General features: G+C 65.8%; 11 protein-coding genes. 6 read left to right on the top strand and 5 right to left on the bottom strand.

Going from position 1 to position 16,617, the window contains the following annotated elements:
* Positions 1-49 precede the first annotated feature (49 nt).
* A complete protein-coding gene (locus JDV76_RS08170) occupies positions 50-1,477 on the top strand; it encodes an aminobutyraldehyde dehydrogenase (RefSeq protein ID WP_198736466.1) in 1,428 nt (475 codons plus the stop codon).
* A gap of 8 nt (positions 1,478-1,485) precedes the next feature.
* Here the strand turns inward: JDV76_RS08170 and JDV76_RS08165 are convergent, their stop codons facing one another.
* Together JDV76_RS08165 and gabT are read right to left on the bottom strand one after the other, a co-directional pair.
* Positions 1,486-2,715 (bottom strand): aromatic amino acid transport family protein, encoded by a 1,230-nt coding sequence (locus JDV76_RS08165; RefSeq protein ID WP_198736348.1) that lies wholly within the window; start codon positions 2,713-2,715, stop codon positions 1,486-1,488.
* A gap of 27 nt (positions 2,716-2,742) precedes the next feature.
* Positions 2,743-4,074 (bottom strand): 4-aminobutyrate--2-oxoglutarate transaminase, encoded by a 1,332-nt coding sequence (gene gabT / locus JDV76_RS08160; protein WP_198736347.1) that lies wholly within the window; start codon positions 4,072-4,074, stop codon positions 2,743-2,745.
* 182 nt (positions 4,075-4,256) lie between these two features.
* Between gabT and JDV76_RS08155 the strand changes: the two genes are divergently transcribed.
* Both JDV76_RS08155 and JDV76_RS08150 read left to right on the top strand, forming a co-directional pair.
* Positions 4,257-5,768, top strand: coding sequence for a PucR family transcriptional regulator (locus tag JDV76_RS08155; RefSeq protein WP_198736346.1), 1,512 nt, complete (start codon positions 4,257-4,259; stop codon positions 5,766-5,768).
* A 39-nt stretch (positions 5,769-5,807) separates the two neighbouring features.
* On the top strand, positions 5,808-7,217 hold the full coding sequence (locus JDV76_RS08150; RefSeq protein ID WP_198736345.1) for an RNB domain-containing ribonuclease: 1,410 nt from the start codon (positions 5,808-5,810) through the stop codon (positions 7,215-7,217).
* Positions 7,218-7,234: 17 nt separating this feature from the next.
* Here JDV76_RS08150 and JDV76_RS08145 read toward each other — a convergent pair whose 3' ends face one another.
* A complete protein-coding gene (locus JDV76_RS08145) occupies positions 7,235-8,575 on the bottom strand; it encodes a galactokinase family protein (RefSeq protein ID WP_198736344.1) in 1,341 nt (446 codons plus the stop codon).
* A 210-nt stretch (positions 8,576-8,785) separates the two neighbouring features.
* Between JDV76_RS08145 and JDV76_RS08140 the strand changes: the two genes are divergently transcribed.
* Positions 8,786-9,019: a hypothetical protein gene (locus JDV76_RS08140; protein WP_198736343.1), complete on the top strand. Its 234-nt coding sequence runs from the start codon at positions 8,786-8,788 to the stop codon at positions 9,017-9,019.
* A 19-nt stretch (positions 9,020-9,038) separates the two neighbouring features.
* On the opposite strand, the gene JDV76_RS08135 is transcribed toward JDV76_RS08140, so the two are convergent.
* Both JDV76_RS08135 and pip read right to left on the bottom strand, forming a co-directional pair.
* Complete coding sequence (locus JDV76_RS08135; RefSeq protein WP_198736342.1) at positions 9,039-10,703, bottom strand: CYTH and CHAD domain-containing protein; 1,665 nt, start codon at positions 10,701-10,703, stop codon at positions 9,039-9,041.
* Between the two features lie 65 nt (positions 10,704-10,768).
* Positions 10,769-11,776: a prolyl aminopeptidase gene (gene pip, locus JDV76_RS08130; protein ID WP_198736341.1), complete on the bottom strand. Its 1,008-nt coding sequence runs from the start codon at positions 11,774-11,776 to the stop codon at positions 10,769-10,771.
* 119 nt (positions 11,777-11,895) lie between these two features.
* Here pip and JDV76_RS08125 point away from each other — a divergent pair, with 119 nt between their 5' ends.
* Positions 11,896-13,236 carry a glutamine synthetase family protein gene (locus JDV76_RS08125; protein ID WP_198736340.1) on the top strand — a complete coding sequence of 447 codons (1,341 nt, stop codon included), beginning with the start codon at positions 11,896-11,898 and terminating at the stop codon, positions 13,234-13,236.
* 53 nt (positions 13,237-13,289) lie between these two features.
* Complete coding sequence (locus JDV76_RS08120) at positions 13,290-16,409, top strand: bifunctional [glutamine synthetase] adenylyltransferase/[glutamine synthetase]-adenylyl-L-tyrosine phosphorylase (protein WP_198736339.1); 3,120 nt, start codon at positions 13,290-13,292, stop codon at positions 16,407-16,409.
* The last annotated feature ends 208 nt before the right edge of the window (positions 16,410-16,617 follow it).

Raw genomic sequence — 16,617 nt, 5'->3', positions numbered from 1 at the left:
GGTCACCTCCCGCACCTCCACCCGGTGCTCAGACCGGAAGGACCACACCATCGTGCCGACAACCCTCCAGAACTTCATCGGTAACTCGTTCGTCGACGCCCAGGGAACCGGGACCATCGAACTCATCAGTCCCGTCACGGGCCTGGTCACCGCGATCTCCCCGGTCTCCGGGGAAGCGGATGTCGACGCGGCGGTGTCCGCCGCTGTGGAAGCCTTCCGGAGCTGGCGTGGCACGACCCCCGCCCTTCGGCAGTCTCTCCTGCTGAAGTTCGCGGACGCCATCGAGGGCAACTCCCGTCACCTGGCGGAGATCCAGTCGCGGGAGACCGGACAGATCATCTCCCTGATCGAATCTGAGGAATGCGTCGTCGGCGCAGATCAGATCCGGTTCTTCGCGGGCGCCGCCCGGACACTGAGTGGGTTGGCTGGAGGGGAGTACATGGGCGGTTTCTCGTCGATGGTGCGCCGCGAGCCGATTGGTGTGGTCGCGCAGGTCACGCCGTGGAACTATCCGCTCATGATGGCGCTCTGGAAGCTCGGTCCCGCCCTGGCCGCGGGCAACACCGTGGTGCTCAAACCCGCCGACACCACTCCCTCATCGACGCTGGAACTGGCCCGACTCCTCGGCGGTATCCTCCCGCCTGGCGTGGTGAACATCGTCCTCGGTGACGCCTCCACCGGGGCGACACTCATGGCGCATCCCGATGTCCGGATGGTGTCCATCACCGGATCGGTGGCCGCGGGCCGCGCCGTCGGTGGCAGCGCCGGAACCAACCTCAAACGCTCGCACCTGGAACTCGGCGGAAAGGCCCCCGTCCTCGTCTTCGCGGACGCCGATCTCCCGGCGGCGGCGGAGGGCATCGCACAGGCGGGTTTGTTCAATGCCGGTCAGGACTGCACCGCGGCGACGAGAGTCATCGTGGAACAGAGCGTCCACGACCGGTTTGTCGATCTTCTCGTGGCCGAAGCAGTCAAGCTCCGCCCCGGGCATCCCGATGACGACGACGCGTTCTACGGGGCGCTGAATAACGCCAGACACCTGGAGAAGGTCCTCTCGGTGATCCGGGATCTGCCCGCTCACGCGACCGTCGTGACTGGTGGACACCGGATCGGGGATACCGGATTCTACGTGCAACCCACGGTGGTCACCGGTCTCCGGCAGACCGATGACGCCATCCGGCGGGAGATCTTTGGTCCCGTCATCACGGTGCAGCCCTTTACCGGAACGGACGAGGCTATCAGGATGGGCAACGACGTCGACTACGGGCTGGCGTCCTCGGTGTGGACCACCGACCATGCAACCGCGGAGCGGTGCTCACGCGAACTCGACTTCGGATGCGTATGGATCAACTGCCACATACCGCTCGTCGCAGAGATGCCCCACGGAGGTTTCCTGGACTCGGGCTACGGCAAGGACCTCTCCCTCTACTCGGTCGAGGAGTACACCCGGATCAAGCACGTCATGACGGCGCACTGATCCGGTGGTTACGTCCAGGAGGAGGGGACCCAGCCGAGGGCGGAGATGATTGAGTAGATGAAGGCGGTCACGTAGACGACGATGATCGTGCCCTGGATGACGGGGTGGGCCTGCCACGTCACCTGCCATGCCGGTTCCCGGTCACCGTTGCGCCGGGCCGCGTGCAGCATCATGACCGGTATCACCGACATGATCGCACCGGCGAATCCGCCGGCGTAGCTAAGGGCGGCAACGAAGCTACCCAGGCCGACGAGCGAGATGATCATCGGCGGGACGACAGTGGCGGCGACCGCGACCGTCCGGTGCTTCCCGTACTGCGGCCAGTGCAGGATGTCGAGGATGTTACGCATGGTCGTGAAGCCGATCGCGAGGAACGACGTGAACATCGCGCACAGGGCGAAGATGTTGGCCAAATAATAGGCGGCTTGTCCGAGTTCCTCGCCCCAGGCGATTGTCACCACTTCACTGACGTCCCGGCCCATGAGACCGAGCGCGGCGAAGGGGACCAGTGCGAGGGTGAAACCGGTGATGCACATGCCGATGATGATGACCTTCGGTACGGCTCCGGGGTTCGAGTTCTCGAGGCCACGGGTGATTTCGGGGACGACGTACTGGGCGAGAAAGGCGAAGACGGCGAGGTTGATGATGGGAATGATGTAGAGCGGGTGCAGGACGAGGAGATTCTCGGCACTGATTCCGGGGCCGATGAACGTCCAGCCGCAGAGAATGGCGATGATGATCGCCATTCCGGAGGTGATCGCGCCCTCCGCGGCGCCCGTGGCGTGCAGGCCCTTCCACATGAGGAAGGTACCGGTGCCGAAGAACACCAGAGTTCCCAGGATCGGGGGAACACCCAGCAGGTTGTAAACGAGGGTGCCGGATCCGGCGGCGTACGCGATGAGGGCACCAGTGCCGTTGACGATGATGGCCAGGAACACCAGCCAGCGGCCGGTGTTGCCGAGGTACTTCTCTGCGAGGCCGGAAAGCTGCAGAGGTTTCCGGGTCCGCATCGACACTTCGGCGACGTACAGCATTGAGATTGTGGTGAGCGTTCCGGCGAGTGCCAGGGCTACCAAGAGGGCGAGGAATCCTCCGTTCCGCCCTGCGTATGGCAGGGAGAGGATGCCTGCTCCGATGTTGGTTCCGAAGATCAGGGCGATACCCTGGAGAACCGTGATGGAGGTCGGGTGCCCGTGGTCGCCCGGGAGCACGGTCTTCGCGGCGTGTGGTGTGCGCATCGGACTCCTTTCGGTCGGTGGCGGGGTTTAGGCGTAGTCGGTCAGGGCATCGGCGAGTATGCCCAGTCCTTCGCGCAGCAGGTCTTCGTTGATCACCAGGGGCGGCAGTAGCCGGATGACGTTGCCGTTCATCCCGCAGGTGAGAATTAGGACGCCAGTGTCGCGGCAGGCGGACTGCACCGTCGAGGCGTATTTCTTGTCCGGAGCACCATCGGGGGTGGTCAGCTCGAGGGCGATCATCGCCCCGCGCCCGCGGATCTCGGCGATCCGGGAGGATTTCTCGGCGACAGGATCGAGCACTTCGTGAATGATCGATCCGATGTCCCGGGCGCGAGCACACAGATCGAGTTCCGCCATTTGGTCGAGGGCCGCGAGGGCAGCGTCGCAGGTAACGGGGTTTCCGCCGTAAGTACCTCCGAGGCCGCCGGGGCCGACCGCGTCCATGATCTCCGCTCGGCCCGTGACCGCAGACAGAGGCATCCCTCCGGCTAAGGCCTTCGCGGTGCACACCAGGTCCGGCACGATGCCCTCCCTGTCGCAGGCGAACCAGTCACCGGTGCGGCAGAGCCCCGACTGGATCTCGTCGGCGACGAAGACAACCCCGTTGTCCCTGCACCAGTCGACGACCGCCTCCAGGAAGCCGGGGGCAGGCTCGATAAAACCGCCCTCTCCCTGAACCGGCTCAATGACGACACAAGCGAGGTTTGACGCACCGACCTGTTGCTCGATCATGGTGATTGTCCGCTGTGCCGCCGCTTTGCCGTCGAGATGGTCATGCAGTGGGTAGGACATCGGCGCTCGGTAGATATCGGAGGCGAAGGGCCCGAAACCCGATTTGTAGGGCGCGTTCTTCGCTGTCATCGCCATCGTCAGGTTGGTCCGGCCGTGGTACGCGTGCTCGAACACGACCACCGCCGGTCGCCCTGTGTGGCTGCGGGCGATCTTCACCGCGTTCTCGACCGCCTCGGCACCGGAGTTGAGCAGGATCGTGCGGCGCTCGTGGTCACCTGGTGTGAGTTCGTTGAGTCGTTCGCACACCGCGACATAGCTCTCGTAGGGGGAGATCATGAAGCTCGTGTGCAGGAATCGGTGCGCGGACTCCGCGACCGCCGTGGCGACCCGCCTGTTGGAGGCACCGACTGAGGTGACCGCGATGCCGGAGGCGAAGTCGATGAAGCTGTTGCCGTCGGCGTCGACGAGGACACCGCCGTCCGCGTCGACGACGCAGGCAGGCAACTGCGGCGACAGGGCAGGCGGAACCGCCGTGCGGCGGCGCTGAGTGAACGCAGCCGATTTCGGGCCCGGTAGCGCGGTGACGATGGCCCGCTTCTGGGGGATGCGGTGATCAAGATCTTTCACTCTGGTTCTCCTTGATTGTGCGTGTGATAAGGGGTGTCTTGGGGGTACTACACCGTGTGGCGAACGGCGCTTCCTGCATCGCTGGTGTCTGGGCTCACAATTATGGGTCCACCGCACGCCACACGTGGAGGGCCATACTGGATAAAAGTGCTTCTCTGTTTGTCCAGATTGGATAGTTGTCCATGTTTCGTACAGGTACGCCGAGGCTGCAGTTCCGCTGGTTGATGAGCCAGGAGCATCTCGAACTCGTGGAACTGGTCCCGGGTGCGCGGGAGTTCACCGTCATCCAACCCACCGAACTCGAGGATCCGGCAGAGTTCCTGATTCCTGGTGCCATCATCCTCACCGTCGGCATCTCCTTCGTCGACGGTCCGGAGCGCCTCACCGCCTACTGCAGGACTCTCGCCGACGCAGGTGCCACCGCGGTCGGGCTGGGGACCGGGCTCGTGTTCGACGAGGTCCCCGCGGAGCTCATCACCGGTGCCCGGGCGGCGGGCCTCGCTGTGTTCGAGGTACCGCGGCACATCCCTTTCGCCTCGATACTGGGTGCCGTGGGGGATGAGCGCACCAGGCTTGGCAACATCGAACGCCAGCAGCTGATCAACTCCCAGGAACTGCTCAGCCAGCACGCTGTGACCGGTGGCCTCGAGGCCATGGGGAGGAAACTATCTGAGGTGCTCGAATCTGCTGTGTCGATCGTGGACAACGACGGCCGCAGTGTTCTCCGCCTGGACCGGGGGACACGCAGCGCCACAGCTGCGGCCGTGGCGTCGATTCGCACCGGCCGAGACTCTGCCGGTCCGACCGCAGCCGGAGACGGATTCACGTACACCTACCGGATGTCCAGCCACGGGGAACGGTGCCACGTGCTCGCCATGGAGTCTCCCGGCCCCATCGGTCCATCCGGTCGCGCCCTCATCCGGCACGCCGCAGGCCTCGCCGACATCCTGCTTCAGCGGCCCGCGCACCTGCGCGCCGCTCGCGCGGAAATGAACACCATGGCGATGGCGCTTCTTCTCGGTGTGGAGAACGAAGCCGACACCGTCGACCGGGTGTTCGGTGCCGTGACCGATGCGCGGGGCAGGGTCCGCCCCGTAATCATCCACGGTGATCACACCGGAACCGTCGAGCGGGCTGTCAGCGTCGTCGATGACGCCCTGCAGTCCCGCGGCAGGTATCTGTACAACCTGTGGGTGGGTCCGGGTTCCGTGCTCCTGCTGTTCCGCGGAACCCGTGGGGTGCGCGGAATCATGGAGCTTCTCGGGTCTTCCGCGGCGGAGGTCCGCGTGGCGGTTGGCTCACCGGTGCACTGGCGGGAGCTCGACACGGACATGGTGCATGATCTGGTCATCGACGCCAAGACCCGCCCCCTCGGCGCCTCCGGGGACAGTGCACGTGCGAGGTGGCTCCACGATCCCGCGGTCCGTGCCGCCCTCGACACCCGTGCTGCACAGACCTGGGAACGGCTCGTCGACCACGATCGGGTGAATGGGACCGAGCTCGCGGAAACCCTGGTTTCCTACCTTCGGGGACACGGTCGGATTGCCGTGTGTGCCGCGACGCTCGGCGTGCACCGGCACACCATCCGCACCCGACTAGCCCGGATCAGCGAGGTCACCGAGGTGGATCTCTCAGATCCGGTGGTCCGCGCGGAGCTGCTGTTGGTTATCGTCACGCGAACAGGTGGTGAATGATCGACTCCGCGATTGCCGGATGTGCCAGAATCGAACCCCATGAGACTCTATGCGGCCGCACTAGACTTCAGTGGTATCGCCGAGGAATTCGGGATCGTCCGTGACTTCGACGAATGGGTCAGCAGCGAGGCCGCAGCCGCCACCGACCGGTATACCGGGCAGCGGCTCGATCGGCGGGACATCGATCTGGTCACCATCGATCCAGAGGGATCCATGGACCTCGATCAGGCGGTGTGCATCCGGCCGGACGGAAACGGCTATCTCGTGCACTACGCGATCGCAGATGTCGCCGCATTTGTCGATCCCGCAGGCCGGGTCGCCGCGGAATCCCTGCACCGGGGACAGACGATCTACCTGCCGGACGGTCCTGCGCGTCTGCACCCACCGGAACTGTCCGAGGGGGCCGCGAGCCTCCTACCCGACGTTGACCGCCCGGCCGTCCTCTGGAGTATGCGTCTCGACTCCCGGGGTGAGGTCACCGGATACGATCTCACCCGTGCGCTGGTCCGCAGCCGGGCCCGGTTCAACTATGTCGAAACCACGTCTGACATGGAGAACGGGAGACTCCATCCGGCAATCCGGTTGCTCCCCGAGGTTGGTGAGCTGCGTTCCCGGACGGCGCTCCGCCGCAGAGCGGTCTCTCTAAGCACCCCCGCCCAGAGCGTAGGGAAGCAACCCGACGGCCGCTACCGGCTCGATGTTGAGCCGCGCCTGGCGATGATGGAGTACAACTCCGAGATCTCACTGCTCACCGGGATGATCGCCGGGCGGTTGATGGCCTCCGCGGGCGTCGGCATTCTCCGCACCCTTGCACCGGCAGAACCTGCGGACCTCTGGGAATTCGCCGCCGAGGTCGCCGCCCTCGGTTACGCCTATGACCCCGCCGATCCGATCGGAACATTCCTCGACCAGGTCGACGTCACCGGGCCGAAGGGCATGGCCGTCATGCGTGAAGCCCAGAAACTCCTGCGGGGCGCCGGATACGAAATCCTCACTGGGGAAGAAGGTGAGACCCAGGAGGAGTTCACCCACGCCGGCGTCGGTGGCTACTACGCCCACGTGACCGCGCCCCTGCGGCGTCTGGTCGACCGCTACGCCACCGAATTCTGTCTCGCGATCCACAACGGCACACCGGTCCCGGAATGGGCCGAGGACGGTGCCTCCGACGTCCTGGAGACGATGCACAGGACGGCCCCACTGGCCAGTAGCGTGGATCGGGCGTGCCTCAATCTCGCGGAGGCCACCGTACTCGAACCGTGGGTGGGGGAGACGTTCAGCGCCGTCGTCCTCGCGACGTCGGAATCCTCCGATAGTGCGCGGATCTTCATCGCCGAGCCGCCCGTGGTCGCCCGTTGTGCCGGGGCACCGGAACAGGGCACTCGCGTCACCGTACGGCTCGACGGCGCCGACATCGCGCAACGCGAGGTGTCGTTCACCTGGGTCCCCTGAATACGGGTCCTGGACGGTCAGCCCCAGTTGACCGGATCGTTGGCCACCTCCGCCGGGCCCCCACCGGCCAGCGGGATGACCAGCAGCCCGTCGTCAGCGAGCCGTAGCGCAGCGTCACGGGCACCGCGTCCGCCGGTTCCTACAGGGAACCAGGCGATCACCGCGCCGGAGGCTCCCGCGTGCGCAGCCCTGGCCGCAGCTGCCCCCCGGCTCCGACACAACCGCACCAGGGCATCGGTGTCGGATCCGAGACCGAATGCCGCGCATGCCTGTTCCTGCGAAGCGGTGAGCCGGGTGAGAGCTTCCGTTATGCGGCGCGACCGCAGGAGCGCCGCACAGTCGGAGGACCGTCTCGTCTCCGCAGTGAGGAACCGCATCCACCCGGAGGCTTCGGCGACCGGAGGCTGGGCGCCTGGCCCCTTCACCTCGTGCACGGTCTCGAGCCAGTCGATGACCCGCTCCTCCGCGTCGGGAAGCAGCCGGAGTGACGGCACCCCGTAGATCCGGGAGGCGAGTGCGATGAAATCACTCCGCCGGCGCAGCTCGGTGACTCCGGACCCGGCCGCCTCGGAGGGCGGATCCGGGACAGTCACCAGGAAGGGGAGGAAACTCCGGGGTGCGGGTGAGGGGGCGTGGGTGACGGAACCGTCGGCATAGTCGATGACGGCCAGGTCCCGTTCGCTGCTACCCCGCAGCGCGGTCGTGTGTCGGGCACGCAGTGGGGAGATGGCACCGAACAGCGTGGCAGCGTGCGTGCAGATCTCGGCCACCCGGGTACGCAAGGGTGCGTCCGGTTGATGGCCGGCGAGATCCGCCAGTCCGAGGGCGAACGCGGCCTCCGCCGCCGCCCGGCCGCCGAGACCACATCCCGGAGGGATGTCCGAGACCACCGTGATGTCGAACCCCGGGGTCTCGCGGCTGATTAACTGACGGTGGATCATCATCCATGCCACACCACCGAGCCGGTTCGCCCAGTCATCCGATCCGTCCTTGAGCGGTGACGAGGGCAGATCCGCACCGGGATCATCCTGCTTGGCCTCGTGGAGATTCGCGTGTGCCGCGAGGTCCGCCATCGTCGTGGTGGCCGTGTGAGGCACCGTTCGACCGTCTGTACCGGCACGCAGCACCCGGACCCCTACCCGGTCATCGGATCGACGCGATGCGGCGACGACGACCTGTCTGGCGGAGAGACCAGTCAGCACGACCCCGCCGTACGGGTCGGTGTGCTCACCGATCATGAGGAATGTGGCGGGCGCACTCGCGATGAGCCCGGGGGCGGTGCCGTAGGTGCTTCGATGCTCATCGAGCGCGGTCTCCCGGACTGCATCGCCCGCTATCGGCCACATCAGACTGGTCAAGAACTCGGCTCCTTGGATCGGTGACGGACAGTCCCACTGTAGTCCGCCGGACCCGGCCAGCGTGGGCGTGGGCAGCGGCTGTCCCCGCACCCCATCGCCCGGTACGCCGGTAGCCTGGAAAACCGTGGCATCGACGGGCGCCGCCTGTCGCCGGTACCCGGGCACCCCGGACCGGTCATCCGCCGAACAGAAGCGAGGAGAACACCGACAATGGACCCCGTGACCCCCGACGACCAGAAGTGGTACTACAACCCGGAGACCGGTGAGGTGGTGGCAGGCAAGCAGGGTAGCTGGGCCAACCGCATGGGTCCCTACGACTCCGAGGGCGAGGCCCGGCACGCCATGGACATCGCGAAGCAGCGAAACCGCGAAGCAGACGCTCTCGATCGGGAGGATGACTCCTGGGGCGAGACACCCTCCTGGGAAAGCGGCGCGGGCCACTGATTCGCCCGCGGGAAGAAGATCAGTGCTTCTTCTTCCCCTTTTTTTCCTTCTTCCCCGACGTCCGCTCGGCCTTCCGTCGGGCTTTCCTCCGCTGGTTGTCCAACTCCGAATAGGCGTCAACGACGGCATCCATCGTCTTCCGGTACCCGGCCAGAACCTTTTCACCGTTGCTCAGTTCCCGCTGGTAGAGCAGTCCGTGGAGGAAGGTGTCCGCACCACCGTCGGCGGCGCGTGCCTGCTCCGCCTTGGCCAGGAGAATGTCACGTGAGGTGACGGCGTCCTGGAAGTCACCCAGGACCGACTGCATCCTGCTGCAGGCCTTGTACAGGTGCTTCGTCTTCAGGCCTGTGGCGGCACCGACGGCCTCGGCCGAGTAGCGCAGCTTCTTTGCCGCCTTGCGGATCCGGTGGATGTTCTCCTCCCGTTCCCGCAACGGAACGGAGTCGTCCTCCCAGACGGACATCGCGTGATCGTGCCGGGTGAGCAGTTTCTTGTACGCGTGCCCGAGATGTTCCAGCAGCACTTCGGCCGCAGTATCCGCGGAACTGTCATTCTCCGCCTCACCCGCCGTCTTCTCCCGGAAGGGCGGATCGGCGAGCAGCTCCTCCAACTCAGCCAGTAGTCTCAGATAGTCCGGGGAATCCAGATAATCCACCACCCGGGCGTGCGCGTCGCGGTAGTCGGCACGGACCGAGTCGACGAGCGCTGCTGCCGACTCGGGCGAGACGACCTCCGTCTCCTCATGAGCGGTGAGTTCCCGGAACCGTTCGGCGACGACCTCCGCGTCCCGGGCGGTGCCCAGCACAGCCGCCAGTTCGCGGAGCCCACGCGCGGTGCCCCGGTAGCTGTCACCGTCCATGACCCCGTCGAAGGTCTCGAGATGACTGCGCAGCTCACGTGTGGCGACACGCATCTGGTGCACGGAATCCCACTCGTCCCGCCGGACCCTGGGGTCGTAGTCCAGCAGTCTGCGGTAGTTGTGTGCCAATGCCGCGAGCACACCGGCCTCCGCCGAATCCGGAGCCAGTTCCGCGACGCGGGGAGGGGTCGGTGCGGTGTCGAGGGAGTCCCCCAGGGCGGCGACCAGTTTCGAGGGGCTGGCGGAGGGGGCCGCGCCAGCGGTACGGAACAGCTCCGTGGCGGATTCGATCAGGTCTGCGCCCGCGTCCGTGCCGGCGTAGGCGTCCGAGAGCTCGATCTCCCATTCCCGCCAGGTGGTCCGGTCCCCGCCGGGGAGCAACGACCATGCGGTGACGTGGTCGTCACAGAACTCGGCGCACCCAGTTCCCCCGGAGTCCGTCAGCGTTGACTCGTGACGTTCGTTGTCCACCCGGGCGATCGGGATGAGTGGCAGGTCGCGGACGATCGCCCGTACAGGATCAATGAGTGCCTCGGGGACGGTGTGCGCGTCCTCGTCGGTCAGCTCGTGGTGAAGCTCCCTGCGTCCGCCGTCGCCGGGCAGTTTCGCGTGCCAGCCGGCGTCCGTGCCGCCGGTCCGGCGGCGCAGGGTGATCTTTGAACGAGTGAGGCGGAGATCCCCCGTGTCGTAGTAGACGGCGGACAGTTCATGGACCGCGGTATCGGCGACCCCAGTAACGCCGGAGATCCCGGTCAGATCCGGGATCTCCGTGTCGTCGGTGACGGAGAATTTGGCTTCGACCTCAAAAAACTCACGAGTGGACATATGTCCGTTTCTACCAGCTTTGTTTCCCCTGCATAGGGGAGCATCCGGAGCGGGGGAGGCGCAGCTCAGCTGCCCGCCGGCGTGGCAGCGGCGAAACGGTCGGTCGCGGCGACGAGAGTACGGGAAATCTCTGGTTCCATCTGCGAGTGACCGGAGTTGGGGCAGATCCTCAGGTCTGCCTCCGGCCAGGCCCGATGCAGGTCCCACGCGCTTCGCGCGGGGCACACCACGTCGTACCGTCCCTGGACGATCACTGTCGGGATATGCCGGATCCGGTCTATGTTGGCCTTCTCTAGCAGCTGGCCGTCTCGCATGAACGCCCCGTGCATGAAGTAGTGGTTCTCGATTCGCGCGAAGGCGAGCGCGTAGTCGTCGAGCAAATCAGCGTCGACGTTCTCCGGGACTGCCAGCGTGGAGGTCGACTTTTCCCAGGCCGTCCAGGCACGGGCCGCCCGGAGAGCGGTGCGTCGGTCCGGGGCGGACAACAGCCGGTGGTATTCGGCGATCAGATCCAACCCGGTGACGTCACCGCCGTGGACGTCCTGAACCGGTTCGAGATACCCCTCCCACAGATCGGGGAACAGATGATCTGCTCCTCCGTTGTAGAACCAGTCGAGCTCACTGCGCCGCATCAGGAAGACACCCCTCAAGACGAGTTCCTGGACCCGCTCCGGGTGGGCCTGGGCGTAGGCCAGTGAGAGCGTCGATCCCCAGGATCCGCCGAACACCTGCCAGCTCTCCACGCCGAGATGCTCACGCAGCTTCTCCATATCCGCGATGAGGTGAGCGGTGGTGTTCGTCTCCAGCGCCCGGGTGAAGTCGGTGTCAGGGTCGGCCAGGTGCGGGGTCGAGCGACCGCAGCCCCTCTGATCGAACATGATCACCCGGTAGCGTTCCGGGTCGAAGAAGCGGGACACCGAGGGATCACTCGCTCCGCCGGGACCACCGTGCACCACGACGACGGGACGGCCCTCCGGATCGCCGTGGAGTTCGTAGTGGATGAGCTGTCCGTCCCCGACGTCAAGACGTCCACTGTCGTATGCGTCGGTCACAGGATGGAGTTCTTTCGGCACGAGATGCCCTCCTCGCGGTGTCGTCAGGTGGTGCCCGCCCCGGATCAGGGGAGAAGCTTCGGGCAGCCGAAGAGTATACCCCCGACCCGGAAATGCCCGGACCGCTACAGTTGGATGTCATGAACAGTCAACAGGAATTCGTCCTGCGCACCGTTGAAGAGCGGGAGATCCGGTTCGTCCGGCTCTGGTTCACCGATGTCCTCGGATACCTGAAGTCCGTGGCGGTTGCGCCGGCGGAGCTCGAGACCGCGTTTGCGGACGGCATCGGATTCGACGGTTCGGCCATCGAGGGGTTCTCGCGGGTCAGTGAGGCGGATACCATCGCCCGCCCGGATCCCTCGACGTTCCAGGTGCTCCCGTTCGACCGGGACGAGAGCTCCCCGAAGCAGGCACGGATGTTCTGCGACATCACGATGCCCGACGGCCAGCCGTCCTGGGCTGATCCCCGACAGGTTCTGCGCCGCCAGACGACAGCCGCCGCCGATGACGGGTTCGTGTGCAACATCCACCCGGAGATCGAATTCTTCCTGGTCAAATCCCTCGATACGGACGGCCAGCCGCCGGTGCCGACAGACAACGGCGGCTATTTCGACCAGGCGGTCCACGATGATGCCCCGAACTTCCGGAGGGATGCGATCGAGGCCCTCGAGTACATGGGTATTTCCGTCGAGTTCTCCCACCACGAGACCGCACCGGGACAGCAGGAGATCGACCTCCGTTACGCCGACGCCCTGACGATGAGCGACAACATTATGAGCTTCCGCTACCTCATCAAGCAGGTGGCTCTACTGAACAACGTGCGCGCCACATTCATGCCGAAACCGTTCACGGATCACGCCGGTTCCGGTATGCACACCCACATGTCCCTGTTCGAGGGGGACTCCAACGCCTTCCATGATCCGGATGATCCGTACAACCTGTCGCGGACCGCGCGCAGCTTCATCGCGGGCATCATCGAACATGCCCCGGAGATCTCCGCGGTGACGAACCAGTGGGTGAACTCCTACAAGCGGATCGTCTTCGGATCCGAGGCTCCCACCTCGGCAACCTGGGGACTGTCCAACCGGTCCGCACTGATCCGGGTGCCGAACTACCGGCCCGGTAACGTCGATTCCAAACGGATTGAGGTCCGCAACCTCGACTCCGGATGCAATCCGTACCTCGCGTACTCGGTGCTGCTTGCCGCCGGACTCAGGGGCATCCGTGAGGGGTATGAACTGGGCGAGCCCGCCGAGGATGACATCTCCTCGCTGACCCGGCGGGAACGTCGCGCCCTGGGATACAAGGACCTGCCCACCTCTCTCGACCAGGCGCTGCGGATTATGGAGCAGTCCGAACTCGTCGCAGACACCCTCGGGGAGCACGTCTTTGAGTTCTTCCTGCGCAACAAATGGCGGGAATGGCACGATTACCAGGCGCAGATCACCCAGTGGGAGCTGCGCACCAACCTCGACTACTAACTCGCCTACGTCTCCGGGGTTGAGGACCGGCCCCAGGGAGGACCCGCACCCTCATGAAACACGCTCGATCCACCCGCAAGACGCTGCCGACCCCGGCAGGCCTCAGTCTCAATGGCCGGGGTGCCGCGAGGGACCTCGACTGGCTCGGGTGGATGAACCTGGAATCCGTCGATCTCCTGTGGTCCCTCTCCGGGGCAGGCGACCCCGATCTGGCGTTGAACTCCCTTGTCCGGTTGATGGAGGCACTCGACGCCGCCGACGGCGTCCCGAAAGGCGAGATGGGGGAGTCTCGCCGGGAACTCGACCGGCAGCTACGTGAGGACCTCCCACTCCGCGTGCGGCTGATCTCGTTGCTCGGCGCATCCACCGCACTCGGTGACCACCTCGTCGCGAATCCCGGGCTGTGGCCGCTCTTGGCGAAACCCGCACCGGACCGCGCCGAGATGACACAGGCAATGCTCGGCTGCGTGGACGCGGTCCCCGCCACCTTCGCACTTTCTGAGGGGGAGGAGTCGGACGACGCCGCCAACGAGTACCTCTCCGCGGCAGGCACCTACCGGGCACGGATGACCGGTAGGGAGGCTGAGCAGGAACTGCGCCGCACCTACCGGACCCTGCTCATGCGGATCGCCGCCCACGACCTCGCAGGCACTTACCCCGAGTCGCCACGCCGCGTCGGCCAGCCGGAGGTTCCGTTCACCGTGGTCGCGGGCCTGCTCACCGACCTCGCGGATGCCGCACTGACCGCTGCGCTCGCCGTTGCGGTCGGCGGTGTGTACGGCGACAGGCCCCTCGACACCCGGATCGCCGTCATGGCGATGGGCAAATGCGGTGCCCGCGAACTGAACTACATCTCAGATGTCGACGTCATCTTCATCGCCGAACCGGCGCACAGTCGCGCGACCCGGCTCGCCGGCGAGTTCATCCGCATCGGCTGCCGCGCCTTCTTCGAGGTCGACGCAGCCCTCCGGCCCGAGGGCAAGCACGGTGCCCTCGTCCGTACCCTCGAATCCCACATCGCGTACTACAAACGGTGGGCCCACACCTGGGAGTTCCAGGCGCTGCTCAAAGCCCGCCCCATGACCGGCGACCGGGGGCTTGGACACGCCTACCTCGATGCCCTCAACCCGATGGTGTGGGATGCCAGCCGCCGGGAGAGTTTCGTGGACGACGTCCAAGCGATGCGCCGTCGGGTGATCGACAACGTCCCGGAGAACCTCCGCGACCGCGAACTCAAACTCGGGCGTGGCGGACTCCGTGACGTCGAATTCGCCGTCCAATTGCTGCAGATGGTGCATGGTCGATCCGACGAGACACTCCGGGTCACCTCCACCGTCGACGCACTCGGTGCCCTCATCAAGGCAGGCTATATCGGCCGCGAAGACGGACAGACCCTGATTGGTGCCTACGAATTCATGCGTCTGCTTGAGCACAGGCTCCAGCTGCAGCGGGTTCGGCGCACACACACGATGCCCGAACCCGACGACGAAGCGGCTCTGCGCTGGCTCGCGCGTACCTCCGGGATCCGCGGATCCGGGCACACCTCACTCTCCGTCTCCATGCTGGAGGAGCACCGCCGGGTCGTCCGCCAGATCTCGTCACTGCACGCCAAACTGTTCTACCGGCCGCTGCTCAACTCCGTGGTCAACCTCCCCGTCGAGACCCTCCGACTCTCCGCCGAATCGGCGAAGCTCCAGCTTGCCGCTCTCCGTTACCAGTTTCCAGACCGCGCCTACGAGCACCTGCAGGCACTGGCGTCCGGGGGTTCGCGCCGGGCGAAGATCCAGGCGATGCTGTTGCCCACCCTCATGGAGTGGCTGTCCACCACCGCCGATCCGGACGCAGGTCTCCTCAACTACCGGAAACTGTCCGAGGCTGTCACCGACAGGCAGTGGTTCCTGCGCATGTTGCGGGACGAGGGGATTGTTGGTCAGCGGCTCATGAAGATCCTCGGGAACTCCCCCTATGTCTCCGACCTGATCTTATCCACCCCGGACACCGTCAAACGGCTGGGCGATGGGGCGAATGGGCCGAAACTCCTGGACACCAACCCGGACACAGTGTCCAAGTCTCTCGTCAGCGCCGCCTGCCGACACACGAATCCGGACAAGGCCATCGCGACCGCCCGCTCCCTTCGCCGCGCCGAGCTCGCCCGCGTCGCCGCCGCCGATCTACTCGGCATGATGGACGTCAAGGAGGTCTGTCGCAGTCTGTCGCTCGTCTGGGACGCTGTTCTGGAAGCCGCGTTGCGGGTCGAGATGGCTGCGGCTGACGCAAACTCCGTTGATGGTCCCCTCGCGCGGATCGCCGTCATCGGAATGGGACGCCTCGGCGGTGCTGAACTTGGATACGGGTCCGACGCGGACGTGATGTTCGTGTGTGAACCGGCTGACGGGGTGAACGACTCTGACGCGGTCAAATGGTCCATCGGTATCTGTGACCGTCTCCGGAGACGCCTGTCGAAGCCGAGTGACGATCCGCCACTGGAAGTCGATCTCGGTCTCCGACCGGAGGGACGCTCCGGGGCGATCGTCCGCACCATTGAGTCGTACGAGAGGTACTACGAGAAGTGGGGGGAGACCTGGGAGATCCAGGCCCTTCTGCGCGCCACCGCCATCGCCGGTGACCCCGACGTCGGGAATCGGTTCCTGACCGCCATCGACCGGTTCCGCTACCCGCCGGAGGGCATCAGCGCGGACACCGTCCGTGAGGTTCGTCGGATGAAGGCCAGGGTGGATAACGAACGGCTCCCGCGCGGTGCGGACCGGAAGACCCACACCAAGCTTGGCCGTGGGGCCCTCACGGACATCGAGTGGACCGTCCAGCTGCTCACGATGCTGCATACACACGAGGTCCCCGAGCTGCACAACACCTCGACCCTCGAGGTCCTCGACGTCATCGAGGACCACGGCATCCTCGATGACGGAAAGGTCGAACGCCTCCGGACCGCGTGGCTGACCGCCACCCGCGCCCGCAACGCACTGGTCCTCGTGCGCGGGAAACGAACCGACCAACTCCCGCCTGCCGGACCGCAACTGGCGCAGGTCGCCGGTGCCGCGGGCTGGGACCCGAGCCGCTACCAGGAGTTCCTCGAGTACTACCTAAAGGTCACCCGCCGGGCCCGGCAGGTCGTCGACGAGGTGTTCTGGGGCGAACCCACCTTCGAACCTTAGGAGGTGGTTCCACTGAGGCTCCAGGACGCGGGACGCTGTGGCGTTCACCGTGACCGGGTGTCGCACGCTGTGCTGTACCGGTGGTCGAGGCGTCCCGGAACGCGGACACCTCCCGCTCCGGTGAGCTCTCCTCCGTGGGTGTCATCCACGGAACTGACCCGGACAGAGGACCGGCTACCGGTGTGCAGCGCGGGTTGTTCGGTCGGAT

Source organism: Corynebacterium marambiense (assembly GCF_016342275.1).
Classification (GTDB): Bacteria; Actinomycetota; Actinomycetes; order Mycobacteriales; family Mycobacteriaceae; genus Corynebacterium; species Corynebacterium marambiense.
Note: the sequence above shows the minus strand (reverse complement) of the source record. Positions and strands in the feature narration are given on the sequence as shown.

Bases quoted from the DNA above. Each gene is read 5' to 3' on its own strand.
- JDV76_RS08165 (WP_198736348.1), bottom strand. From the start codon at position 2,715: ATGCGCACACCACACGCCGCGAAGACCGTGCTCCCGGGCGACCACGGG.
- JDV76_RS08155 (WP_198736346.1), top strand. From the start codon at position 4,257: ATGTTTCGTACAGGTACGCCGAGGCTGCAGTTCCGCTGGTTGATGAGC.
- JDV76_RS08150 (WP_198736345.1), top strand. From the start codon at position 5,808: ATGAGACTCTATGCGGCCGCACTAGACTTCAGTGGTATCGCCGAGGAA.
- JDV76_RS08140 (WP_198736343.1), top strand. From the start codon at position 8,786: ATGGACCCCGTGACCCCCGACGACCAGAAGTGGTACTACAACCCGGAG.
- JDV76_RS08135 (WP_198736342.1), bottom strand. From the start codon at position 10,703: ATGTCCACTCGTGAGTTTTTTGAGGTCGAAGCCAAATTCTCCGTCACC.
- JDV76_RS08125 (WP_198736340.1), top strand. From the start codon at position 11,896: ATGAACAGTCAACAGGAATTCGTCCTGCGCACCGTTGAAGAGCGGGAG.
- JDV76_RS08120 (WP_198736339.1), top strand. From the start codon at position 13,290: ATGAAACACGCTCGATCCACCCGCAAGACGCTGCCGACCCCGGCAGGC.